This window comes from Chitinophaga costaii (genome assembly GCF_900094705.1).
GTDB lineage: Bacteria > Bacteroidota > Bacteroidia > Chitinophagales > Chitinophagaceae > Chitinophaga > Chitinophaga costaii.
Genome location: NZ_FMAR01000004.1, coordinates 368464 through 392338 on the forward strand (window position 1 = coordinate 368464; position 23875 = coordinate 392338).

Below are 23875 nucleotides of genomic sequence, written 5' to 3' on the forward strand. Positions count from 1 at the left end.
ATTAAGGTTTTACAGATTTGATATCGGTACCCAGGCGTTGCAGGTAGGCGATAACGGCTAGTATTTCTGCATTGGGTGCAGTTTTGATCTTGTCCTTTGCCAACTGTTCGCGGATGCCGCGGGCCTGTGTTTGCAGGTCTGTATTGGCCAATGCATCATATCCACTGCGGTAAGGCACACCCAGGGATTGCATGGCCCTTATCTTGGCGGCGGTGGATGCCGTATCAATTTCATTGGAGAGCAGCCAGGGATAATTGGGCATAATGGAACCTGGGCTCATAATGCGGGGATCCATCATGTGGTTATAGTGCCAGCTGTCGGGGTATTTGCCGCCCTCCCGCGCCAGATCCGGACCGGTGCGCTTGCTGCCCCACTGGAAGGGATGGTCGTATACAAATTCTCCTGCTTTGCTATAATCGCCATAACGGGCCACTTCATCCCGGAAGGGGCGTATCATTTGCGAGTGGCAGTTATAGCAGCCTTCGCGGATATAAATATCACGTCCCTGTAGCTCCAGTGGGGTGTATGGTTTCACGGCAGCGATGGTGGGAATGTTACTTTTAATTAAGAAGGTAGGTACCATTTCCAGGATACCGCCGATGGCCACGGCCACTAGGCTAAGTACCAGCATTTGCACAGGTCTTCTTTCTATCCAGCGGTGCCAGTGTTCTTTACCATGGGTGGTGATCGCCTTGGGCAGTGGGTAGGCAGAGGTGGCTTCATCCTTAACAAGGTGTCCGGCCTTTACGGTTTTATAAAGGTTGTATACCATGATTAGCACACCGGAGAGGTAGAGAGTGCCGCCTATGCTGCGTGTAATGTATAGGGGGATGATTTGCGTAACTGTTTCCAGGAACTGGTATTTTAATTGTCCTTCTTCGGTGAATGACTTCCACATCATACTTTGCGTAAAACCTGCCCAGTACAGTGGTACCGCATACAGCACTATGCCGATGGTCCCAAACCAAAAGTGGGTGCCTGCCAGTTTTTTAGAATAGAGCGGGGTGTTGTAAATACGGGGCAGTATCCAGTACAATACACCGAAGGTGAGAAATCCGTTCCATCCCAGTGCGCCAATATGTACGTGTGCAATGGTCCAATCGGTAAAGTGGGAAATAGCGTTCACGCTTTTCAAACTGAGCATAGGTCCTTCTAAAGTGGCCATGCCATAACAAGTTACGGCTACCACCATAAACTTCAGGATAGGATCTTCCCGCACTTTATCCCAGGCGCCGCGCAGGGTAAACAATCCATTGAGCATGCCGCCCCAACTGGGAGCAATGAGCATTACGCTGAACACCACGCCCAGGCTTTGCGCCCAGTCTGGCAGGGCGGTGTAGAGCAGGTGGTGAGGCCCGGCCCAGATATAAATAAAAATGAGTGACCAGAAGTGAATGATGGACAGGCGGTAGCTATATACCGGCCGGTTGGCAGCTTTGGGCAGGAAATAATACATGAGTCCCAGGTAGGGCGTGGTCAGGAAAAAAGCTACTGCATTATGTCCGTACCACCACTGCACGAGCGCATCCTGCACGCCGGCATACCAACTGTAGCTCTTGAACCAACTGAAGGGCCGTTCAAATGAATTTACGATATGTAGCATGGCCACCGTTACCCAGGTGGCTATATAAAACCAAATGGCTACATAGAGATGGCTTTCCCTTCTTTTTAAAATGGTGCCAAAGATATTAATGCCGAAGATTACCCATATAAAGGTGATAGCGATGTCTACCGGCCATTCCAGCTCTGCATATTCCTTACCGGAAGTATAACCTGCCAGCAGCGATACGGCACCCACTACGATAATGGTTTGCCAACCCCAGAAATGAATGCGGCTCAGCTTATCGCTGAACATGCGCGCCTTGCAAAGCCTTTGCAAAGAATAATACACGCCCATAAAAATACCATTGCCCACGAAGGCAAAGATCACCGCATTGGTATGCACCGGCCTTACGCGGCCAAAGGTGGTAGCAGGTAAATTAAGGTTTGCACCTGGGTAATATAGTTCTACGGCGGCCAGTAAACCAGCCAGCATACCGATGACGCTCCAGAATATGGTGGCAAAAGCAAAGAGCTGTACTGACTTGTTGTCGTAGGAGAATTGTTCTACCTGGAGGGATTTGTGGCCCATGTCTGGTGGCTGCGACGGGCTGTCGGCAAGGGATACATTTTCATTCATGATCTAAAATATTGTCGGCTGTTTTAGAGGAAGGATCAAAGAGGATTCTTACGGGTGGACTATCTGCATCGTCGTATTGGCCACTTTTTACACTCCACAGGAAACCCGCCAGGAATAAAGCGGCAACGCTTATGCTGGACAAGAGTAAAAGAATAATGACACTCATCATGCACTGATTTAGGGCGTAAAATTAGCCTGTTGCAGCACGGAGGGCAATGAGTTTATTTATGCAGCTGTATGACTTTCGTCAGTTGGTTTATTGAGCAGTGTCAGGCGGGCCAGCCCGTTGCTGAAACCTGCCGTAATAGCTACGATGCTGATGCTGCTGCACGGCATAAGTATGGCCGCAATCATAGGAGAGAGGCGTGCCGTAACTGCAAAGTAAATGCCGGCGAGGTTATAAAGGATGGATATGAAAAAAGCAAACAGGATGATGTATCGGTTGGCCCTGCAAAGCCGCAGTAGTTGCGGCAGGAGGGGGAGCGATGCAGCGGCAATAATGGCATCGCTGGCGGGTGTAAAGTTGTTGTGATGATCGCTTACCGAAATGCCGGTGTGGGCCTGCTTGAGCGCACCTGCATCATTAAGCCCGTCGCCCACCATAATTACCTGGTGTCCTTTGGCCTGAAGGGATTGGATAAATCGCAGTTTACTGGCTGGTGTTTGACGAAAACGTATATCCGTTCCCGTGCCTAGCAGTTGTTGCAGTGGATAAGCTTCGCCGTTGTTGTCGCCACTGATTACAGCCAGGCGGAAATTTTTTTTGAGTTGCAGCAGGCATTGGTCTATGCGGATACGGTATTGATTATGTATGCGGAAGCATCCTAACAAATGCCCACCTATGGAGGCGTATACGGAGGTGTTGGGGTCGGAAGGGGTGGCGTCTCCCACGATAAATTTGCGCGCGCCCATGGCTACCTGTTCTTCACCGCGTCCCATGAGCATGCCTTCTCCTGGGATTTCCAGGAAACCGGTTATGGTGCTGCGGGCAGGCATATTTAGATGAGCCACAATGGCCCTGCTAAGTGGATGGCCCGACTGTGCAGCCAGGGTGGCGAGTTGTAGCTTTTGCTGGTAGGTGAGTTCATCCCCTTCGAAGTGTACCTGCTGCTGCCGCGTATCCGTTAGTGTACCGGTTTTGTCGAATACGATGAAGTCGCTCTTGGCCAGGTTTTCTATCACCTGTGCATTGCGCAGGTAAAAGCCATGATGACCCAGCAGGCGCAGTATATTACCGTTGGTGAAAGTATTGCTCAGCAATAACGCGCAGGGGCAGGCCACGATAAGCACTGCGGTAAATACATTCCAGGCCTTGGCGGCATTATGCAGTTGCCAGTACAGGGCGGCGGCAGTGGCAATGGCAAATACTCCTGCGGTAAAATATTTACTGAGCAGGTGTACGAATGATTTTTGGACAGGGGGTGTTTCCTTCATTTCGGCTTTGTTCCACAAGCTGGTAAGATAACTTTGGGCTACGGGTTTTATGACCAGCAGTTCTACTACACCTCCCATGGATTTGCCGCCAGCGTATACGATCTCCCCTGCTTCTTTCAGCACGGGCATGCTTTCGCCGGTTACAAAACTATAATCGATCTGGCTATTGCCAGACATGATGATGCCATCGGCGGGAATGAGCTCTCCATGATGGATGCGCAAGGTGTCGTTTACGTGGATGTCTGGCAGGGCTACGGCTCTTTCCTGCCCCTCACTTAGCCGGGTTACCGCTACGGGGAAATAGGCAGTATAATCTCTTTCAAAATTAAATTGCTGGTAGGTTTTATCCTGCAATACCCGGCCCACCAGCATGAGGAATACAATGCCGCTCATAGAATCGAAGTAACCGCCGCCGGTTTGGGTAAATACTTCATACAGGCTGCGCGCGAAGGTAACGATGATGGCTGCTACAATGGGCAGGTCTATGTGAAGAAATCCATGGCGGAGATTTTTCCAGGCGGTCACATAAAATTCGGAGGCGCTGTAAAAAACAACGGGTATGCTCAAGGCCACGTTCATCCACCAGAACAGGTGGCGCAACTGTTCGTCATTGCTATCAATGCCCAGGTATTCCGGGAAGCTAAACAGCATAATGTTGGCAAAGCAAAAACCCGCCACACCCAGTTTATACCGTTTAGTATGGTCTATAACGGGCTTGGACTGCCCCTGTAATTGCTGTAAGCTAATGGCGGGTTCGTATCCAATGTGGGAGAGTAGTTCTGCCACTTCGCGTAAACTGATCTGCTGGTGATGGAAAATAATGCTTGCTTCTTTCCGGGCAAAATTTACGCGGCTGCTGGCAATACCGGCATGGAGCTGGTGCAGGTTTTCCAGCAGCCATAAACAACTGCTGCAATGTATTTGTGGCAGGTAAAGGACGATATGGGTTTCCTGATCGTCGTGATACTGTAGCAGCGCCTGCGCAATAGATGCCTGGTCCAGAAAGGCAAATTTGTCTTTACGGACTTCTTCTTTTTGGGACATGCCGGGCGCATTGGCCAGGGTGTAATAATCTCCCATGTCGTGCGCCTGCAATAGCTCATACACGGTTTTACATCCCTCACAGCAAAAAGAGTGGTCTTGTATGCGTATGGGAAAGTGGCCGCAATTGTCGCCGCAATGATAACATTTAGCCTGTGTAACTACCGCCATCTTATAATTTTGAAGCTGTGATACAATACATGGAATCTAACCAGGGAAAGAGCAGGGTTTGTTCTATATACATCCACTGGCGGATGTCGGCCTCCATTGCGATGAACTGGTCGCGGCAGGTTTTCAACGCTGTGTTTTTTATATACAGCATATCGTCCAGCAGCAGCAGTCGCTTAATGCGGTTGAGCAGGGAAAGTATTTGCATTTGCTGGTCTGTAATGGTTTGGATAACGGTGTATTTAGTGCAGCGCGGTGCATTGCAGGAATCGTTGCCGGCAAAGTGTTTGCGGATGCAGGGAAATAAAATACCGGATTCTTTAAGGAAAAGGTGTTTAAGCTCGTCCTGCATTTTGGCGAAGAGCAGATGGGCCAGTTCTACGTTAGTGTCGGGTAGGGAAAGAATGTAGGTATTGTGCAGCACGTGGTCCTGCAGGTGCATGCAGGCCTGGCTAATGTGGGTGTGGTATCTTTCTGCGATCAGTTCACAAAGCGATTCGGTAGAGTATGCTTGCAGTTCATGATCGGCGGGCGTCATTTGCATAAAAGGGAATTTATTGCAAAGTAGACTGATGGGCGGCGGCGCGGAAGGGTGGAGGTTAGCAGCCGGTATGATTTTTATCATACCGGACTATGATCATGGTCAGTCCTGGAGGTTGGCGGTTTTTACGATGGCGTTTACGTTCATGAAGCTGATCTTTTTACCATCCAGTTCTATCAGGCCGTCTTTCCGGAATTCAGATAACAAACGGATGGTGGATTCTGTAGCGGTACCTACCAGGTTGGCGATTTCCTCACGGGAGAGGCGTACATTGAGTGTAGCGCCATCTGCTTCATAACCATAGGTTTCCTTGATAAATAATAAGGTCTCCGCCAGCCGCTCCCGCACCGGTTTCTGGGCCAAGTGGGTGATTTTTAGCTCGGCGCGCTGTAGCTCCGTACTGAGTAGTTTCATTACTTCAAACGATAATACGACATCGTTTTTCAGGGCGGTAATGAATAGGTCTTTCGGAATAAAACATACCTGAGTATCTTCCAATACTACAGCAGAAGCATTGTACCGGCTGCCACTCAGCAGGGCGCGGTAGCCCAGCACATCGCCTCCCCTCAGCAGGCGGGTAATGTGTTCCTTGCCATCGTCGCCCTGGCGGGAAAGTTTGATTTTGCCGTTGTTAATGCAATAGATACCAAATGGATAGGCCCCTTCGTTGAAAATTACCTGTCCCTTTTTATAATGGCTGCTTACTTTTTGCAGATTAAACAGTTCCAGGTATTGCTCGCTGGATTTGCACAGGATGGAAGTGAGGTGCTGTTCGCAGTGCTGGCAGTCGGATACAACGCAGTATGTTTTCATATAATGAGCGGTTGTGGGTAAGGCGCTATATGCACCGCCCAAAGTTGGCGGATTTAATCATTTGAAAATATGACGAAAATCATTGAGCCACCTTTTTGCCTGGGCTATGTTTGCGATACATACCTTAATGTTATGATCGCTGCGTTAGACTTGCTGCAAAAATATAATGTACCCGTACCCCGTTACACCAGTTATCCTACGGTGCCTTACTGGAAGGAAGGTATGGCTACCAGCGACTGGAATGCTGCGTGGCTGCGCTGCTTTAGTGAGGTGAATGCCAGGGAAGGCATTGCCCTGTACCTGCACCTGCCATTTTGTGAATCGCTGTGTACCTATTGCGGATGTAATAAACGGATTACCACTAACCACAACGTGGAGGAAGAATATATTTCCGCCTTGCTGGCAGAATGGGCACTGTACCGGTTGCAAATGCCTGACGCGCCAGTGGTACGCAGCCTGCACCTGGGTGGGGGCACGCCTACTTTTTTCTCTGCGCAACGGCTGGAATACCTGCTGGATAAGCTGCTGGATGGATGTGAGTTACACCCGCAGCACGAATTTAGCGTGGAGGCCCACCCGCTCAATACAACGGTGGCCCATCTCCGGGTATTGTATAATAAGGGTTTCCGGCGGCTGAGCCTCGGTGTGCAGGATAATGATCCGCTGGTGCAGCGCATAATAAACCGCATGCAGCCTTTTGAAACGGTGGAACTGGTGACCCAGCAGGCAAGGGACATCGGTTATACTTCTGTAAATTATGACCTGATCTACGGCCTGCCCCTGCAAACGCTGGATAGTATGGCCCATACGGTGCTGGATTGCATTAGCCTGCGTCCAGACCGCGTGGCTTTTTACAGTTATGCCCATGTACCCTGGACCGCAAAAGGGCAGCGACTTTTCGATGAAAGCGACCTGCCACCGGCGGAGTTGAAGCTGGAGTTGTACCACCTGGGCAAACAATTATTCTTGGAAAATGGGTATGAGGATGTAGGCATGGATCATTTTGCCCTGCCCGATGATGAGCTGTGCATGGCCAAAATAGAGGGACGTCTGCACCGCAACTTTATGGGCTACACGGTGTCGGATAGCCCGCTGTTGCTGGGGCTGGGCGTGTCTGCTATCAGTGGCAGTAATGACGCCTTTGCCCAAAACGATAAAACGCTGGAAGGATATTACCGCTCGGTGCGCGAAAATATCCTGCCCATCCGCAAAGGATATTTACTGGACCATCGCGATTTGTCTTGCAAAAAATATATTCTGGATATTGCCTGCAAAGGCCGTACCCGCTTGCTGGGGGCAGACCTTGACTGGTTAAAAGAATATACCTTGCCGGAATTGCGCGGGTTGGAAGCAGATGGCCTGGTGACCCTTCAAGGAAATGTACTAACGGTAACGCATATAGGAAAACAATTTATCCGGAACGTGTGCAGTGCCTTTGATATGAAGTTGCAAGCGCAGCGGCGGGAAGGCGGTGGCACCCGTCCTATGAATGCCCGGGCGGTGTAGGGCTTTTTTTACAGGGCTGATGTGTTGCGTGAAAAAGATTTTTTTGTAGAATGGCTTCTGGCGCTGTTTTTCCGGCGTGCGTTCATCCCATCAAAGCCTTACCATCCGCTGGGGATATTAAGATTATGAAGGCATTATTGCAGCCATTGCGCCAGGGGAAGTACGTCTGCTTGCCATACAAAGACTTTGGTCGTTAAAACCCGGTGTACTTCTTCATCCCAATCATTACAACAGTCTTCCAGTACTGTAAGCTGGTAATCTTTGTCGGCGGCTTCCCGCAGGGTGGAGAGTACTACGCCGCTGGTGGCATATCCCGTAAGTACCAGGTGCTGTATGTTGTTGGAACGCAATATTACTTCCAGGTCGCTACCAGTGAAAGCACTTACCCGGCGTTTCACCACCATTATGTCTGCTGGCTGTACCGCCAGGCCTGGATGAATTTTCACATGCTCCGTTGCAAACTCGGGCGTCCACTGCTCTTTTTGTAAGAAGGTAGAAAACCCCTTGTTGTTGGCACTTACTTCAGGAAGTCCTGCCCGGAAACTCACGGCTATAAAAATGACAGGTATGCTGTGCTGCCGTGCGTGTGCAATGGCTTTCGATACATTAGCCACCAGGGTAGGGGCGTTTGCATGATTACTCAATACCGACGATTGCATGTCCATGACCAGTAATGCTGTTTTTACAGATGGTTCCATTATTCGAATTTTATTTGATGAATTGATTTATACTTTTTCAATGATAGCTTCCTCCGTTTCATCTGCCTGCAATGCAGGGATATTAACCGCCTTGGGTATACGGAGTATATTAAAAAACACGGCGGCTATTACCAGCCCTATGATTCCCTGGCATAGCAGGGTATTGGGCGCGCCAATTTTTTGTGATAATGCTCCTACCACCAGGCTTCCTATCGGCAGCATACCAAACATGGCCATGATCATAATACTGATAGCCCTGCCCCTCATTTCATGGGGGCTTTCCGACTGAATAATTATATTGCTCAGCGTACCCTGGGCCACGGTGCCGAAACCCGTAATGGTGGCAAATAACATAGCCAGTGGGAAATAGCTGGTATGGGAAAAAGCGATCAGTCCCAGTCCCAGGATAACAATGCTTACCAGCAAGTGCATTTTAAGATTGGCTCCTTTTTTTAAGAACGACATAAGGATGGTGCCGCACACAGCCCCTACGCCGATAAAACTGGTGATATATCCAAAAGTAGCTGCATTGCCTTTGAAAATTACTTTTGCATATACCGGTATCAGCGTATCGTACGGCATCACCAGCAGGCTTACAATGGCCAGCATTAAAATAACCAATCCTATGGAGGGGGTTTTTACAAGATAAGCAAAACCCTCGTACAAATCTGCAAATACCTTCTTCTTGATGGCAGGTGGCTTATAGGCCGGCAATTTCATCAGCATAACAGAAATCATCACTCCGCCAAAACTAGCCGCATTTAACAAAAAGCAAATACTGGCCCCACATTTTTCAAGGATGATGCCGGATAGGGCAGGACCTAGCAGTTTGGCCAGGCTGGCCATGGCAGACGTTAAAGAAAGTGCATTGGGCAAGTCGGATTCCTCATATAACACCTCGTGAATGAGGGCCTGCCGGGCAGGAATATCAAATGCATTGATAATGCCCAGTAAAACGCTCAGGGTAAGAATTTCCCATATCACATAATGCCCGGTCATAACCAGTACAGCCAGCAGGGCAGACTGTATCATGGATACAACCTGGCATAATTCAATAATGGTATAACGATTGTACCGGTCGGCAGCAATGCCGCCGAAAATAGAGAGGAAAAAGGAGGGAAATTGCTCGGCAAATATGGTAAGTCCTAGCATAAAAGCAGAGTGGGTAAGCGAATAAATCACCCAAACCACCGCCGTGCGCTGCATCCAGGTACCAAACTGGGAAACTGAACGTCCCCAAAAATATAAGGTGTAATTAGAGCTTCTGAATGCCTTAAACATGCTCATGTTGCTTAAACCTGCCATATAATAAATCCTTTTTTATGAACTATCTGACAATAATTGATAAAATGTCAGTTTTGCTGCAAAAAAAATTTTAACCGTTCAGCCACTTCATCGTCATGGCCGTCAGCACATCTACCGTTGGTTTTAAATGGCTGAAATCTTCTTTGTTCCTCATTTCCCGCCGTATGCCCCGGATGCCGCTGAGCAGGATAAAGATAAGGGTATCCTGTTCCATGGCTGTTAACGGACGGATTTCCCCTTTCTGCATGCCTTCTGCAAAAACCGCTTTGAGCAGGTCTGATTCTGCATTCATTAATTGAATATGTATATCATTAATGGTTTTGGTATGCCTGGATATTTCATCGGCGTTCATGCCGGATTCCATGGCTGCAAAAACTGCTTGTTTGTCTTCCGACACTTTAATTTTTACCAGGCCAAATGCGCGTATTTTACCCTGTATAGACCTGGCCTTGTCTACCGCCTGCTTAATCTCCGCTACTACGTTACGGATCAGCATTTCCATCACGGCGTCAAATATCTCGTCCTTGTTTTTATAGTAATAATAAAGAACGCTCCGGCTTTTGCCGATCACTTTTGATACGTCATCCATGGTTACCTTCTTCAGCCCATGCTTCAGGTATAACTGCAGGGTGGCCTGGAGAATTTGTTCAGGAAGGATTTCATCCTGTATGTGCAGGGTAGATGCCATAAAAGTTTCGCTTTCTGCAAAGATAGATATTACTGACAAAAAATCAAATTTTGTCAGGAAGTTTATTGTTAGTTGTGTTACTAAAGAAGGTTTAAAACCAGGCGCAGTGGGGGCATAAAAAAGGCCGCTGTGCGGTGTAAGGTACCGCAGCGGCCAGTAGTATGGGTTAATTACATTGAAATATTATTTACCTTGTCGATGCCTTCCTTATTAGTTAATCAATTTTGCAAGCTGGCTATCTAGATCCTCGCCTCTCAGATTCTTGGCAATAATAACCCCTTTGGGATCGATGAGGACATTCTGCGGAATTGCCGTAATACTGTACTTAATCGCAATCTCACTTTTCCAGCCTTTTAGGTCGCTTACCTGCACCCAGGGCATTCCATCCATAGCTATTGCCTTTAGCCAATTGGCTTTTTTCTCGTCGAGGGATACGCCTACTACTTCAAAATTCTTATTCTTAAGCGCCTGGTAAGCTTTCAGCAAATGTGGATTCTCTGCACGACATGGCGCGCACCAGCTAGCCCAAAAATCGACCAAAACATACTTGCCACGTAAGGAGGAAAGCTTAAACAGTTTTCCTTCCGCATCTTCCTGAGTAAAGTCGAACGGCTGGCCAATGAACAGTTGCCGGGCCTTTTCATACTTGGCCATCAATTTTTGCCCTGAAAAGCTCGCCAGCACCCTTTTGCTGAGCACATTATAAAAGGGATCGAAATTTTTCTGGTCAATGACAGATGCTTTTTCGGAAACCACCAAGTCAAGGCTTACATAAGAATCCGGATGGTGGAAAATAAAAGAATCAATCGTGGCATTTATCTTAATGCCCAGGGGCTTGCCTTCTACTGCTATTTGTTGCAGTGTAGCAGTATCTTTCTCAGCTCTTGCCTTATAATACCGTGCTGTGAGTGCCTTGTATTGTGCGATCAGCGTATCTATTTCACTGGAAAATAAAAGATAGTCGGTTTGAGCTTGGGCACCTGTAATTTTTGCTGTGGCAATACTGTCTGTGCCGGTTACACGATACTTACCCTTCTCCAGATAGAATGTCTGTTCATCTGATTGCCTTTGATGGGTAAGGCTGTCCTTAAGCGGTACCAAAGCGAGATACGACTTATTGCCAAACGCTGTGGTGCCAGCGATCCTGAACGTATCGTTTTTTAATACTGCACTATCTTTTGCAATTTTTCCTTCACTATTTACGTAGGTCAACATCACCATTTTATTACTTCCTGCATGCAGAAATTTGCCTGATATTTCAAATTTATCCTGAGCGGCTACCCAACAAGGTATCAGGCTAAGTATTGTTATAAGTACTTTTTTCATGGCCGTATTTTGCGCCTAGCAGGCGTTATTTGATTAAAGCTGATAATTTAGTGATAAGGTCTTCGCCGTGAAGATTTTTCGCAATAATTACCCCCTCCGGATCGATGAGCAGGTTTTGCGGTACGGCAGTAATCCCATACATCTCAGCAACTTCGTTCTTCCATCCTTTCAAGTCACAGACGTGTATCCAGGGAAGCTGGTCTGTTTTCACAGCATACTCCCAGGATTTTTGGTCCTGATCGAGGGATACGCCGACCACTTCAAAGTTTTTCCCCTTCATTTGCTGATACGCTTTTAAAAGGTTGGGGTTTTCGGCCCGGCATGGCGCACACCAACTGGCCCAAAAATCTACCAATATATATTTCCCTTTCAATGAGGACAGTTTAAAAGGTTTACCATTTATATCAAGTTGTGTAAAATCGGTTGCTTTTATGCCTGTTTGGCGCCTTTTTGCGATCTCGATTTTTTCGAGGGTGCGTTTGCCCAGTGGCGACGATTGGAGGGCGGGTGAAAATTGATGAAATAGTGGTGCTGCCGTTGCCGGATCGAAATGAGCGTCAAGGATATTAATGTTAAAGGTGTATAAACCCATAAAAGAATTAAGGTGCGATTCGACAAATTTTAACTGATTGTCTTTGATTTCTGCTACCAATCTGCTCACACTGTCGGAGGCTTTTTTAAAGGCTTCATCCTTCGGCTTCCCCCTGAATGCATGATTAAGTTTACTAATGGTTTGGATTAATGGCATGATCGATGCTTCCAATTCCCGTTTATCTTTATTGATTACTGAGCCGCTGATGATCGCGTTTTTAATGGAATCGTTACCAGTAATGGAGATATTCGTATTTTCCAAAAAAAAACTCAACTGATCGTTCTGCGTGGCGGGTGTCCCCCCGCTTTGCCGGATAGCGATTAATGCTGGTTCAGGCTCCGCAACCATTCCAGTAAAGCGAAATGCGCCATCTTTAACTTCCACCGAGTCTTTGTCTTTGTATGCACTGCCTTGTACCGTGGCAAGATAGGCCATTGCGGGTACGTTTAATCCGGACAATTTACCGGATATGGTATATCCGCTTTGCGCCATTCCTGCAAGCGGCAACAGGCCAACCAATGCTAAAATTATTTTTCGCATGAATACTTTTTTTAATTATGGATTATTTTCAAGGCCAGGGTTCTGATCCATTAGTTTTTGCGGAATGCGTAAAACAAGCCGCTCTGGTGATAGCTGAAATTGCGTGGTGTCTCCAGTTTCAGCATATAAAACATGTGTATAGGTTTTTCCCTGGAAAAGGGGGTCTACTGATAGCCTGCGCATATCAAACCACCGGAAGCCATCCACGGCAAATTCACGCACACGCTCGTCGAGTATAAAATTAAGTAAAGGCATTTGCGCACCAGCAATGGCAGCAGGAATCATGGCGTCTGCGGCGGGCATTCTTTTCCCGCGCAACGTTTCCACATCTGCTTTAGCGCCTGCCAGGTCATTGGTCCTGCATTTACATTCGGCCCTAAGTAAATAGAGTTCCGGCACCAACACACCGATTTGTGTCTGAGATGATTGCTGCTTTCTCATTAGTCCGGCGACCGGGTAAGGCAACCTTGAAGAATAGGTGGAGCTAGCATAAAATTTCAATCGTAAATCAGTAGCACCAAATAAAGCAGCAGTTTGTGGGCTAATCACAATTTCATTATTATTGAAGGTCCAGGGATTAACAATTTGTTTCGCATATACATTCTCGTAATTATTCGGCAGCAAAGGATAGGAAGGGCCCGTTATAAGGCTAATCGGTAAAAAAGTGCCCCCGGTATTAAATTCCACGTTATAATCGTACAGCCTTACCGGGATGGCCTGGTTATCCAGATCAGTAATAGCAGCGTTTAAAAGTGGCAATGCGTCTTTAAAGCGGCCCATGAAGGTATATACTTTCCCCAGAATGGCCTCGGCTGCGGCTTTAGACATACGGGTACGGTAAGTTATCTGCGCAGGCAAGTTTGGGATAGCCGTTACCAGGTCGTTAATAATAAAGTCGTACACCTGCTGAACGTTTTTTCTGGTGAAGGTAGTTGTGGTAACGTCGGCTGTTTGTATAATAGGAAATCCTGGATCTGTTGCTGCGGTAGAAGTACTATAAGGTTTTCCATAGTAATTAATCAGCAAAAAATAGGTCCACGCGCGGCCGGCCATGGCTTCTGCTGCTATGGAAAGTTTTTGCTGGTCGGTGCCGCCGGAAGCGCCAGGTAACTCGGTTATTATTTTATTATAAAGGTAAATGTTTTGCAAGGGTACCACTGTTTCACCACCATCATCAGAGGGTTGGTACAGCATTGGCTCCCACCGGAAACTTGCCTGCGTTTTTAATACCGATGCGGTAAAATAAGGCTCTACCGCCGCTACCTCATCGCCCATGTTGATTTGTGCATTTGCACTAAGAACATTTAACAAATTGAGCGTATTTAAGAGCCCGTCATAGTCAGATACTGTCTGGGCCACTAATTTCCCTTTGGGCACGGTCTCCAGAAAGCTTTTTTTACAGCCGGTGCAGGAAAATACCGCCAGCATTACGATGAGCGCAACTTTGCTATATAGATGATTATGTTTCATTCCTGATTATTTTAAAATCTAACATTTAAACCAAACGACAATGCGCGCTGGCTGGCTGGCATCGTTCTGGTGCCGCCACTTGCATATTGAAATTCCGGATCGATATCATATTTGTTGGCCTTCCAAAGCATCAAGTTGGATATTCCTGCGCGGAAGGTAATCTGGTCTGCATTAATTTTTTTGAGTAAAAACTGCGGCAGGCTATAGGTTAAATTAATATCCCGCAATTTTATAAAGGATGCACTCACCACATTAACGTCTGCGCGGGTATAATAGGCAACATCGCGCCGGGAATCACTCAAGGTGGAATTGGCTACAAACGATGGCACGTTAGTAAAAGATTCGTCCCCTGGCTTTTGCCACCGGTTGTTAAATTCGGCGCTAACATTGCCGGAGGTAAAGCCGGCCCCAAGCGTATTGTGCGATAATCTTCCGGAATAAAAATTATTGACATCCCTCCTCATCACATCTCCCAAATTGAAAATAGCGTTGATGCTAAGCCCAAAAGAACGATAGTTGAAGTTGTTGGAAAAGCCTCCACTCCAAGATGGCTGCGAGCTGCCCATGTATTTAACGTCCGTTTTTGTGGGTACATTGGGCGTTTTAGTAACCGTACCATCTGTCAGGAAAACTTGTGGATCTCCCAGGTTGTCCAAGCCTGCAAATTGGTAAGCAAATAATGCATAGCCAGGATAGCCCGTCAAAAACTGTTGGGATATCATTTGACTGCCCGTGGTTATCGGAGAGGTATTGATGTTTAAACTGGTGATCTTATTTTTGTTATAGGCAACATTTAGCATGGTAGACCAGCTAAAATCTTTATGCTGTATGTTTACCGAGTTCAGGCTAACTTCAATCCCCTTATTTTGAAGGTTGCCCAGATTGCCAAAAACGTTGGTATATCCTGTAAATCCATTAATCATTACATTACCCAATAAATTATCTGTTTTCTTGCGGTAAACGTCTACCGAGCCACTTAAACGATTGTTCAGTACGGCAAAATCGAGTCCCAGGTTTATCGTAGCGGTGCTTTCCCAGGTTAGCTTCCTGTTTGCCGGGGTGTAAATGTTCAATCCTCTGCCATTTGGTAGAAAACTGCTACCAGACGCGCTTATAATATCATAAGAAGCGGCGGTACCCGGAGTGGGGGCATTGCCTGTCAGGCCATAGGTGGCGCGCAAGGCCAGATTATCTACCCATTTCACCCGCTTCATAAATGCTTCGTCGCTGATTAGCCATTTGGCGCCTGCGCTCCAAACTGGTTTGTTTTGTGCAGCTGCATCCAGGCCAAAGTTGTTGCTCCGGTCTACCCGGTAGCTGCCGTTGGCGGTATATTTATGGTTAAAGGTGTAAGCGGCATTAGCATAATAAGAAGAAAACCGGCTTTGCGTTTCTGACTGGCCTACGGTGTAAGGAGTACTCAGGTAGCTATAGCTTGCTACGTAATTGGGCCAAACCACGCCGCCAATGGCCGAGGCCAAGGTTTTATAATCTACCAGCCCACTTGTTTGCAGCGATGGATTCCAGCCGTATACGGTGCTGACATTGGTAACACTATATTGTTCCTGCGCTTCCTGGCCTACCAAAACAGTCAACTGATGTAACCCGTTTCCCCAATTTTTATTATAATCTAATTGGTTGCGCACAGTCCAGTTCTGCTGATTCAACATCGTCACCGAATAATTACCACCGGTTGCCGGCATATTATATACTGGTGTGGAAGCAGCCGTGGGTGCTATGGTAAATTGTACCACCTGCGACCTCACCTTAAAACTTTTGTCGCTATCATAGCTACGCGTACGGGTATTGCCTTTAATATAACCATAACTGCCTTCAAAGGTCAGCCCGTCTATTAGTTTCACATTAACGCCTAAGATATTACGGCTGGTTAGCATATCGGTCTTGGTGTATCCGTAATTCACTTCATTGAGCGGGTTATAGTCCAGGTTAATGCGGCTGCGCGTCTGGAAATCGATCCTGGTGGCCTCGGGCAACGATGTCATAAAAGGCATTGATAAATTGTTGCCTGCATTGTCCCGGAATAACTGGTATGGATAAAACTGATCGGTAGGGCTGATGTTACGTGGCGTGCTGGTAGCGTTCTCGGTGAGGTCGGTGATCAGATTAAGTTGGATACGCCTGCCAACGTTAAAATCCTGCCGCAGGTTAATTTTATAAGTATTATTTGTTTGCCCGGGACCGCTTAACTGATTATCTGTATAGCTCATGGACCCATAAAACCCATAATTATGCTGGCCGCCTGAAACAGAGAGCGTATGGTTCATCAGCAACGCATTGCGATAAAACAAGTCTTTGATCTGGTGGTTATTGCTGATAGCCGCCAAACTGTCGAGGCTCTTATTGGCCTGTGCAGCGCTGATGTTGCCCAGATACTGGTTATATAAGATATCCTCGTGAGGGGCCAGTCCGGCACCTGCCGATGGAAAGGAGGTAACAGTGGCATAAGGAAAAGCAACCGGATCGAAGGTTTCCCTGGCAGCCTGTATAAATTGCTGGCTATTTAATACCGGGAAATAATTGATATCTGGCTTGCCCTGTATATTAACAAAGGCATCATAAGAAACCTTAAGCTTACTGCTCCTGGTTCCTTTTTTGGTAACGATAACAATTACACCGTTGGCTGCCCTCGATCCCCAGATAGAAGCCGCCGTGGCGTCTTTCAGTACAGTAATATCCGCAACATCCTGCGGGTTGATGTTGGAAATGTCTGTGAGGGGAATGCCATCCACTACGTACAAAGGGGCCGGACTGATGGATACGCTTGTTAAACCCCTGATCAAATAAGGGGTTTGTCCCGGGGCGTTATTAATCGTTAAGCCAGGTACTAATCCGTCTAAACGCTGTAAAATATTCATACTGTTGGAACGGTTTTCGATGATGCTCATATCTGGTTTGGCAAATGAGCCGGCGCTTCGTTCCCTGGCGATGGTTTGATAACCGTTTGATACCACGGCGATCTCCTGAAGATTGCTCGTATTGGCTTTCATAACAATAGTAACGTTAGCCGCGTTTTCACGGGTCACTTTTACCTGTTGCGTAACGTAGCCTACAAATGAGATTTCTAACACCGCTTCAGGCGATTCATTGGTGAATTGAAACATTCCGTTGCTGTCTGTGATCACGGCATGCTTGTTCATCTTATTGATAACGGTGGCGCCAACGAGCGGTATGCTCCTAGAATCGCTGATTACCCGCCCATGGATATCTATGGGCAGGACATATACATCGCTGAATTTTTCCAGCACCGTTTTGGGTTTTTGTGAAACAACCACCGATTTATCTTCGATAGAAAATTCCAGAGATTGTCCTTCAAAAATCTGCTTTAGCACATCGTTCAGATCGCCGTTCTTCACCGTAATGGTTACAGGCTTTGCGCCTTTTAGTAAAGAGGTGGTAAATAGGATGTCGTAACCGGTTTGCACCCGTATTTTATAGAAAACCTGTTCTAAAGGGGCATTCTTTTCCGATAAACTAACTTTTTGTGCGTGCGCAGACCCGCTAACCTGGAGGATGGCCGTGATCAGAAAAAGGATAGTTAACTTCATAGTCAGCATAATTTGACGGGTACAGCCGGGCGGCTGCACAAAAATCCTAAGATAAGATTTGTACATTTGTATAGAGTGAGTTTTGCGTATTGCCTATGCATTGTCCAGATGAGCGGCTTAACGCGGTTCTTAAATACTTAAAGTTATTTATGAAGACTCCTTACAAGTCATTCCGGGTTGACTCGGAATGACTTTTTTTATTTGTCAATTTCGGCGGGGCACAAGATGCCCTTCGTCAAGTTTTATAACTCGCCGGCCCAATAATTTTACTGGGTAATAGTGACCCTCCTTCCTTCTATTTTGAAATGAACGACTTTGGTTTTCTCAAGCATCTTTAAAACTTGGCTGATATTTTTAAACCTGGATATTGCACCATTAAAACCCTCTTCAGAAACTTTTCCCTCATATTGGACATCAATATTGTACCAGCGGGAAAGCTTGCGCATAATACTTGCTATCTTTTCATCCTTAAACTGGAAGTACCCATTTTTCCACGCTACCGCTTCGTCAAGGTCTGCCGGACCAACGGTTATTCGACCACTCCGGGTGGTTGATTGCTGCCCGGGTTTGATAACCACGCTATTTTTTCCTGCTACAATTTTCACCGATCCTTCCAGTAGCGTTGTCTTAACGTTTGCTTCGTCGGGATAGGCATTGATGTTAAAGTGTGTTCCTAACACCTCGACAACCTGTTCGTTAGCAACAACGATGAAGGGTTTAGCCGCATTATGCGCCACCTCAAAGTATACCTCACCGGTAACTTCTACTTTTCGTTCTTTCCCGGGGAAAGCTGTAGGATATTTGATGGAAGATGCAGCGTTTAGCCACGCCTTGGTGCCATCTGCCAGTATCAATTGGTATTGGCCACCAATGGGCGCGCTCATCGTATTATATTCCACTATATCGATGGCACTTGCCTGGCCCGTAGCTGGCCGGTAGGTTACGTTGCCGTCTGCAGTCTTATGTATACTGGTTTGGCCCTCTAAAGCAAGTTCGCCATTTTTAGCGCCGTACAAATTAATTTGCCTGCCATTGGATAAAGTGAGGATCGCCTTATTTCCACCCGGTGCGATATCGGGTAGCTGAGTGGTCTTTACAACGGATATAGTTGATTTAGTTGAAAAAATATAGGCTGCAATGCCTAAACAGATTAACAAAGAGGCAGCCACCGCAAGACGCGGCCATATTTTTAGAACAACAGTGTATTCGCGGGTATGTGCCATGATGGCCTGACGCGTTTTTGCATTGGCCCGCTCTATACTTTGAAAGGAAGGCATAAAATCACTTTGCGACAAGTCATGGATATGCCAACTTTCAACAAGGGCTTTCTCCTCCTCGTTGCAGGTTCCTGCTTGGTAACGTTTAATTAATTCTTCGGGTGAGTATTTTCGTTCCATTTACCTCCTTCCGTAAAGACGATTTTGATATATGTAGGTTTAAAAGGAGTGAGGGCCCAGCTCAAATGCTGTTTTTTTTAAAAAAATAAGTATGGGTCAAAACAACCACGTAAAGAGTGTACTCAACTTTACGCGAAGCTCTTTTAATGCGTTATTGACTTGATTTTTTACCGTTTTTTGAGAAATATGTAAGATTTCAGCGATTTCTCTATGCGACAAATGGTGTTTTCGGCTAAGTTCAAAGACATTCCGCATTTTGTCGGGCAAGCATGCTATTTCCTTTTCAATAAGCGCTGAAAGTTCTTTTTCCCGCAAGATTTGATCTGCCTGGACTGGAAAATTTTCTGTGAAGTTTTGGAAGGAGGCGCTATAATTTGTTCTCACTTTTTTGTGATCCAGTAAATCAAAAAATTTATACCTGACCGCGCTATAAAGATAGGCTGACAAAGACTTTTCAAATATTATTGTTTTTCGTTTATCCCACAGGTACACGAACACATCCTGTACAATATCTTCGGCTTCGCTTTCTTCCTTTGTGATTTTGCAGGCATAAATATATAACAGCCCGTGGTAACGATCGTAGATTTGGGTGTAAGCACCTTGGCTGCTGTCCTTTAATAAGGACAGCAATTGTTGATCGGTATATTGTACAAAGTTCTCCACCTGTTAAACAATGGAAGTTACGATAAATCGTTATGAATTTAATACTAACCATAGATAAAATAATAAAAAGGGGTTGTCCGGATGGCTCCTGCCAGGTCATTTATTCCATCCTGACCCCCATCTGGACGCTGGCAGTAAATGCCTGCATTGTGTTTAACCTGACCAAACAAAACGGCCCCGATATATCCAGGCCGCCATAGCATATGGGCTAGTATTTCCTGAAAAAATAACCATGTAGTAATATAATGAATGCTCCCTATGTCGCTAATACTTCCGCAAAATGTGAACAATCCGGTGGCAAAACTATTTAACTGCTTTCGGTGCAAAGTAATTTTAAGGATGGAAATTCGTTGTCCTTGATAAATTTATCCGGAATAACGGATTTATAAATAACTTATTTATATGCAATATCCTTTTATAAAAAATCATTAACGGTACTTAAAAATGTGCTAGTTAAAATGCTTAATGTATTGTTCGATAGATGCCCGATAGCAGTGATTTTGTGTCGCTGGCAGGTAAATCTTGCTGTAGTTCCCAGATCATGATACCGGCTGCACCCTGCGCTTTGGCATAGGCCGCTTTCTGTTGGATGGTGGGCAAGCCATTGTAGTAAATGGTACCCTTACCTGGCACTACCACGGTATCCAGGTTTTCTGATCCGGGGAAGTTATGTACAATGTCGCGGTAGGTGAAGCTGCCATCACTGTCTGGCGACGGATAACCCGGGCCAAACGCGTATCCGTAAAAGGGTACACCCAGTAGTAGTCGATGAGCCGGGATACCGCGTGATCTAAAAAACTGGAAGTCATTTATCGCCAGCGTATAGCTTGAATGTTGCCCAGGTTTTTGGGTATTCCATACACCGGTGGAGTCGTACGACATAATGTTGATATAGTCGAATTGCTGCAAAGTGGCTGTGGCAATATATCTGGGACCACTACTCCATGTTACCAGTGCCGCAGAAAGTAGTTTGTGATGGGCTTTCAGTGCGGCCGATACCTCGCGTATAAAACTGCCATACCTTGCGGTATCGTCTGTGATCAGGTTGTTTTCCAGGTCTACATCTACACCGTCAAAATTAAGGTTGTTGGCTAGTTGTATAATGTTGTTTATAAAAGCGGCCCGGTTAGCCGGGGTAAGCTGTGAGGCCAGTGTAGCGGGTGGATTGCCGCCGCCTATGGCGAAGTACACCCTGATTTTTTTTGCATGGGCAAGTGCTACTACTTTTTCTAGGTTTTCGAGGTTGTAGTCGCTAAAAGTGCCGGCTGTGTTGGGATTTAAGAAAGCGATGTTCAGATCTGTCAGTTTGGTGAGATCTAACCCGCTGATATTTTCATACCAATGGTTGTCGCTGTTATAGTAACCCAGTATACGCATACTATCTGTGGGTGGATAGGTGGCATTGCGATGCATACCTTTAGAGCAGGCTGTAGTGGCCACCAGGAGAAGTGTAAAAAGAAGGCAGGTATTTTTCATCTGTACATGTTGAAGAGTTCAATAAAAGAAAACGCTATACCGTAGGCGTGTATAGCGTTTTCAGCAAACGGATATTTGTTCTCTATTACTGTGGTGTAAAGGTAAAGTTATGAACGATCAGCTCTACAGACTGACCATTGGATGGTGCTGCACCATCTACCAGCCATAGGTTCATGTGTATGGGGAGTGACAGGCTGCTTACCGGGAAGCCGGAAGGCGTGGTCCAAGGGAAGAAAGCATTGGCGGCGGCATTGGTAAAGCCGTGGTAACCTTTGAAAGATACCGCAGAGCTGGTGCGGGTGAAAGTGTGCGTGGTATAAGTGCCAGAGAGTGATAACTCATTAGTGGCGGATACCGACGCTGGCGTGTGCGTGGTGGAGGGGTACACGGTGTAGTTGTAATTTGGATAGCTGGAGTTACCCCAGCGTGAAAATTCAATATCCACTTCGTGAAATCCATCTGCTCCGGCTTTGTAATTAAACAGGCCAAATACCAGGTTTTTATCGAGGAGGTCTACACGGCCTTCTACCTGCCAGGAATAGGTACCGTAGCCAAAGGTAGAATTAGAGTATACTTCTGCGCAAAGCCAATGTCCGGTGGAGGCATCTTTGCGTAGTTTCAGGTGTAGCCAGCCATTTTCATCCACCCATACACTGCTGGAGCTGTTACTCCAGTAGTTGGGGCCAGGGCCGCTGGTTCCGCTTTCGCTGCGAACCGTCCAGGTAATCCCACTAAAGGAAATCGTACGGTCCGTAAGCGCAGCGCGGGGGGCTGTATTATTGGAGGTTTCAGTGGTCTTTGTTGATTCTTTGCTACAGCTATAGCATGCAGCGGACATCAGCAATATCAATGCGAATTGCTTCATGGATAATGGATTTTAATGAATGAGAATTGTTTTAGTCTATTGGGCTATCCGTTTGCTCGTTATTGTTTGTCCCACCACACCGGTTGCATCCAGTCATTCTTCCCGCCAATGCGGCCTATCGCATCGTTATAGTTGTTCGTATTGTTATACGCTTCTGTACTCGGGTAAAACAGTCGGAGGAAGGGTTTTCCACCGGTTTCCGACTCACCGCCTACGTCTTCAATGGGTGCCAGTACGGGGTACCCGGTGCGGCGTTGGTTGGCAAAGGCTTCATATCCATTGGGGAATAGGGCTACCCATTTCTGCATATTAATTTGCTCAATTGCCGTAGCCGGGTCCAAAGGGTGTGCTGTTACGAAAGCGTCAACTGCGGCGCTGTTTACCGGTACCATGCCAGGATATATTTCCAACTGTTTCATCGCGGCACGGATGCCCAGTTGGTAGTGGTCGTTGGCGTTGTCGGATATCCATCCACGGGCGGCGGCTTCTGCCAGTAGAAGTTCTGTTTCTGCATATCCCATATGCAGGAAAGGAGCTTGCAAGGCATAAAATGGCGATGCTATCAGCGTGTATTTGTTGCCCTGGGGAATGGAACTGCCGTCCGGCGCTACATAATCAGACCAGTTATCCCACCAATATAAGCCGGGGGTTATGGACAGGTAGTTTGTTTTGGCGGTAATATCGGCTCCGTTTGCGTCTTTGTTTACGAAGAAGGAAGCAATACGGGGATCGTTTTCTGCCTTCAGGTAATCCACGAAGGTGCTACAGCCAATGGTATAATTATAGGTTTGTTCTTCCTGTAAGGCTTGGCTCAGTCCATTGCCGCGCAGGTCGGGGAAATTGTAGGCTTCGTGAATAATTTTGAAGTTGTCGTCTGCACTGGCCATTACGCCGGCGTCGAAAGCCTTCTTTACCTGGATGGCCGCCGTAGCCGGATCGCGTTTGCTAAGACGCATGCCCAGGCGCAGGCGCAGGGAATTGGCCAGTTTTTTCCATTTATTAATATCGCCATCATACACGATATCATTTGAAATAGGATCGCTGCTGTTGTTGAATTGAGCGGTGGCTTCATCGAGTTCTTTAAAAAAATCAGGGTAAATATCTTCTTGCTTATCGTACACTGGCGTGTATACCTTGTCGTAGTATGCCATGCCGGCTTGTTTGTAAGGAATGTCGCCGTAGTTGTCAGTAAGTACGGAGAAGATATAAACCTTGAGAATACGGCCTGCTGCAACATAGTTCACCAGGGCCGAGTCGCCTTTTATACGCTCGATCATGTCTACTAATTGTTTGACGCTTTTGCCGTAAAATATTTCCCAAATTCGTTCGTCGTAAAAGTCGTCGCGAATATATTTACTACCCGAACGCATGCCCCAACTGCCGTTCAGGTATTGTACCCTGGGCAGTAAAAGGTAAAGGTTGGGATACCCCATTTCGCGGCCACCGTTCAAATAATAAGCAGCGGAGGCCAGTTGCTGCCCGGGCGCAATGCTGCTGCCTTTGGTAGGGTCGGTATTGATGGAATCGAAGTTCTTGGTGCAACTGCTGAACAACAATGCCGTAGCTATGAAGAGGAAAAGCGTATACCTGTTACGTCTCATTGTTAT

At 46.7% G+C, this 23875-nt stretch carries 19 protein-coding genes; 2 read left to right on the forward strand and 17 right to left on the reverse strand.

Annotated elements, in window-relative coordinates; all coding sequences use genetic code 11:
* Position 1: 1 nt before the first annotated feature.
* The 5 genes from ccoN to GA0116948_RS08535 form a co-directional block, all read right to left on the reverse strand.
* Positions 2–2179, reverse strand: coding sequence for a cytochrome-c oxidase, cbb3-type subunit I (ccoN, locus tag GA0116948_RS08515; protein ID WP_089711059.1), 2178 nt, complete (start codon positions 2177–2179; stop codon positions 2–4).
* The gene (gene ccoS, locus GA0116948_RS08520) at positions 2172–2348 is read right to left on the reverse strand and encodes a cbb3-type cytochrome oxidase assembly protein CcoS (protein ID WP_240619154.1); all 177 of its coding nucleotides are present in this window, start codon (positions 2346–2348) and stop codon (positions 2172–2174) included. Before ccoS ends, ccoN begins: the two co-directional genes overlap by 8 nt.
* A 56-nt stretch (positions 2349–2404) precedes the next feature.
* The gene (locus tag GA0116948_RS08525; protein ID WP_089711061.1) at positions 2405–4825 is read right to left on the reverse strand and encodes a heavy metal translocating P-type ATPase; all 2421 of its coding nucleotides are present in this window, start codon (positions 4823–4825) and stop codon (positions 2405–2407) included.
* Between the two features lies 1 nt (position 4826).
* Positions 4827–5366: a hypothetical protein gene (locus GA0116948_RS08530; RefSeq protein ID WP_123891714.1), complete on the reverse strand. Its 540-nt coding sequence runs from the start codon at positions 5364–5366 to the stop codon at positions 4827–4829.
* Positions 5367–5465: 99 nt separating this feature from the next.
* Complete coding sequence (locus GA0116948_RS08535) at positions 5466–6176, reverse strand: Crp/Fnr family transcriptional regulator (RefSeq protein WP_089711065.1); 711 nt, start codon at positions 6174–6176, stop codon at positions 5466–5468.
* 69 nt (positions 6177–6245) lie between these two features.
* On the opposite strand from GA0116948_RS08535, the gene hemN reads away from it, so the two are divergent.
* The gene (gene hemN, locus GA0116948_RS08540) at positions 6246–7682 is read left to right on the forward strand and encodes an oxygen-independent coproporphyrinogen III oxidase (RefSeq protein WP_240619153.1); all 1437 of its coding nucleotides are present in this window, start codon (positions 6246–6248) and stop codon (positions 7680–7682) included.
* Between the two features lie 134 nt (positions 7683–7816).
* Here the strand turns inward: hemN and GA0116948_RS08545 are convergent, their stop codons facing one another.
* The 9 genes from GA0116948_RS08545 to GA0116948_RS08585 form a co-directional block, all read right to left on the reverse strand.
* The gene (locus GA0116948_RS08545) at positions 7817–8380 is read right to left on the reverse strand and encodes a cysteine hydrolase family protein (RefSeq protein ID WP_089711069.1); all 564 of its coding nucleotides are present in this window, start codon (positions 8378–8380) and stop codon (positions 7817–7819) included.
* Positions 8381–8407: 27 nt separating this feature from the next.
* Complete coding sequence (locus tag GA0116948_RS08550; protein WP_089711071.1) at positions 8408–9685, reverse strand: MFS transporter; 1278 nt, start codon at positions 9683–9685, stop codon at positions 8408–8410.
* Between the two features lie 70 nt (positions 9686–9755).
* Positions 9756–10412 (reverse strand): TetR/AcrR family transcriptional regulator, encoded by a 657-nt coding sequence (locus GA0116948_RS08555; RefSeq protein WP_123891713.1) that lies wholly within the window; start codon positions 10410–10412, stop codon positions 9756–9758.
* A 171-nt stretch (positions 10413–10583) separates the two neighbouring features.
* A complete protein-coding gene (locus tag GA0116948_RS08560) occupies positions 10584–11699 on the reverse strand; it encodes a TlpA disulfide reductase family protein (RefSeq protein ID WP_089711076.1) in 1116 nt (371 codons plus the stop codon).
* 25 nt (positions 11700–11724) lie between these two features.
* On the reverse strand, positions 11725–12831 hold the full coding sequence (locus GA0116948_RS08565) for a TlpA disulfide reductase family protein (protein WP_089711078.1): 1107 nt from the start codon (positions 12829–12831) through the stop codon (positions 11725–11727).
* 15 nt (positions 12832–12846) lie between these two features.
* A complete protein-coding gene (locus GA0116948_RS08570) occupies positions 12847–14301 on the reverse strand; it encodes a RagB/SusD family nutrient uptake outer membrane protein (protein ID WP_240619152.1) in 1455 nt (484 codons plus the stop codon).
* An 11-nt stretch (positions 14302–14312) separates the two neighbouring features.
* Positions 14313–17867 (reverse strand): SusC/RagA family TonB-linked outer membrane protein, encoded by a 3555-nt coding sequence (locus GA0116948_RS08575; RefSeq protein WP_165798359.1) that lies wholly within the window; start codon positions 17865–17867, stop codon positions 14313–14315.
* Positions 17868–18133: 266 nt separating this feature from the next.
* Positions 18134–19264 (reverse strand): FecR family protein, encoded by a 1131-nt coding sequence (locus tag GA0116948_RS08580; protein ID WP_089711082.1) that lies wholly within the window; start codon positions 19262–19264, stop codon positions 18134–18136.
* A 96-nt stretch (positions 19265–19360) separates the two neighbouring features.
* Entirely contained in the window at positions 19361–19927 is a 567-nt protein-coding gene (locus GA0116948_RS08585) for an RNA polymerase sigma-70 factor (RefSeq protein ID WP_089711084.1), read from the reverse strand.
* Between the two features lie 32 nt (positions 19928–19959).
* On the opposite strand from GA0116948_RS08585, the gene GA0116948_RS21240 reads away from it, so the two are divergent.
* Complete coding sequence (locus GA0116948_RS21240) at positions 19960–20127, forward strand: hypothetical protein (RefSeq protein ID WP_165798358.1); 168 nt, start codon at positions 19960–19962, stop codon at positions 20125–20127.
* Positions 20128–20389: 262 nt separating this feature from the next.
* Here GA0116948_RS21240 and GA0116948_RS08590 read toward each other — a convergent pair whose 3' ends face one another.
* From GA0116948_RS08590 to GA0116948_RS08600, 3 genes are all read right to left on the reverse strand, one after another.
* Positions 20390–21403 (reverse strand): glycosyl hydrolase family 18 protein, encoded by a 1014-nt coding sequence (locus GA0116948_RS08590; protein WP_089711085.1) that lies wholly within the window; start codon positions 21401–21403, stop codon positions 20390–20392.
* An 85-nt stretch (positions 21404–21488) separates the two neighbouring features.
* Positions 21489–22268, reverse strand: coding sequence for a LamG domain-containing protein (locus tag GA0116948_RS08595; protein ID WP_089711087.1), 780 nt, complete (start codon positions 22266–22268; stop codon positions 21489–21491).
* A 59-nt stretch (positions 22269–22327) separates the two neighbouring features.
* A complete protein-coding gene (locus GA0116948_RS08600; protein ID WP_165798357.1) occupies positions 22328–23869 on the reverse strand; it encodes a SusD/RagB family nutrient-binding outer membrane lipoprotein in 1542 nt (513 codons plus the stop codon).
* Positions 23870–23875 lie beyond the last annotated feature (6 nt).

Excerpts from the sequence above, each read along its gene's own strand:
- ccoN (WP_089711059.1), bottom strand. The coding sequence starts at position 2,179 with ATGAATGAAAATGTATCCCTTGCCGACAGCCCGTCGCAGCCACCAGAC.
- ccoS (WP_240619154.1), bottom strand. The coding sequence starts at position 2,348 with ATGATGAGTGTCATTATTCTTTTACTCTTGTCCAGCATAAGCGTTGCC.
- GA0116948_RS08525 (WP_089711061.1), bottom strand. The coding sequence starts at position 4,825 with ATGGCGGTAGTTACACAGGCTAAATGTTATCATTGCGGCGACAATTGC.
- GA0116948_RS08530 (WP_123891714.1), bottom strand. The coding sequence starts at position 5,366 with ATGCAAATGACGCCCGCCGATCATGAACTGCAAGCATACTCTACCGAA.
- GA0116948_RS08535 (WP_089711065.1), bottom strand. The coding sequence starts at position 6,176 with ATGAAAACATACTGCGTTGTATCCGACTGCCAGCACTGCGAACAGCAC.
- hemN (WP_240619153.1), top strand. The coding sequence starts at position 6,246 with ATGACGAAAATCATTGAGCCACCTTTTTGCCTGGGCTATGTTTGCGAT.
- GA0116948_RS08545 (WP_089711069.1), bottom strand. The coding sequence starts at position 8,380 with ATGGAACCATCTGTAAAAACAGCATTACTGGTCATGGACATGCAATCG.
- GA0116948_RS08550 (WP_089711071.1), bottom strand. The coding sequence starts at position 9,685 with ATGGCAGGTTTAAGCAACATGAGCATGTTTAAGGCATTCAGAAGCTCT.
- GA0116948_RS08560 (WP_089711076.1), bottom strand. The coding sequence starts at position 11,699 with ATGAAAAAAGTACTTATAACAATACTTAGCCTGATACCTTGTTGGGTA.
- GA0116948_RS08565 (WP_089711078.1), bottom strand. The coding sequence starts at position 12,831 with ATGCGAAAAATAATTTTAGCATTGGTTGGCCTGTTGCCGCTTGCAGGA.
- GA0116948_RS08570 (WP_240619152.1), bottom strand. The coding sequence starts at position 14,301 with ATGAAACATAATCATCTATATAGCAAAGTTGCGCTCATCGTAATGCTG.
- GA0116948_RS08575 (WP_165798359.1), bottom strand. The coding sequence starts at position 17,867 with ATGAAGTTAACTATCCTTTTTCTGATCACGGCCATCCTCCAGGTTAGC.
- GA0116948_RS08580 (WP_089711082.1), bottom strand. The coding sequence starts at position 19,264 with ATGGAACGAAAATACTCACCCGAAGAATTAATTAAACGTTACCAAGCA.
- GA0116948_RS21240 (WP_165798358.1), top strand. The coding sequence starts at position 19,960 with ATGAATTTAATACTAACCATAGATAAAATAATAAAAAGGGGTTGTCCG.
- GA0116948_RS08590 (WP_089711085.1), bottom strand. The coding sequence starts at position 21,403 with ATGAAAAATACCTGCCTTCTTTTTACACTTCTCCTGGTGGCCACTACA.
- GA0116948_RS08595 (WP_089711087.1), bottom strand. The coding sequence starts at position 22,268 with ATGAAGCAATTCGCATTGATATTGCTGATGTCCGCTGCATGCTATAGC.
- GA0116948_RS08600 (WP_165798357.1), bottom strand. The coding sequence starts at position 23,869 with ATGAGACGTAACAGGTATACGCTTTTCCTCTTCATAGCTACGGCATTG.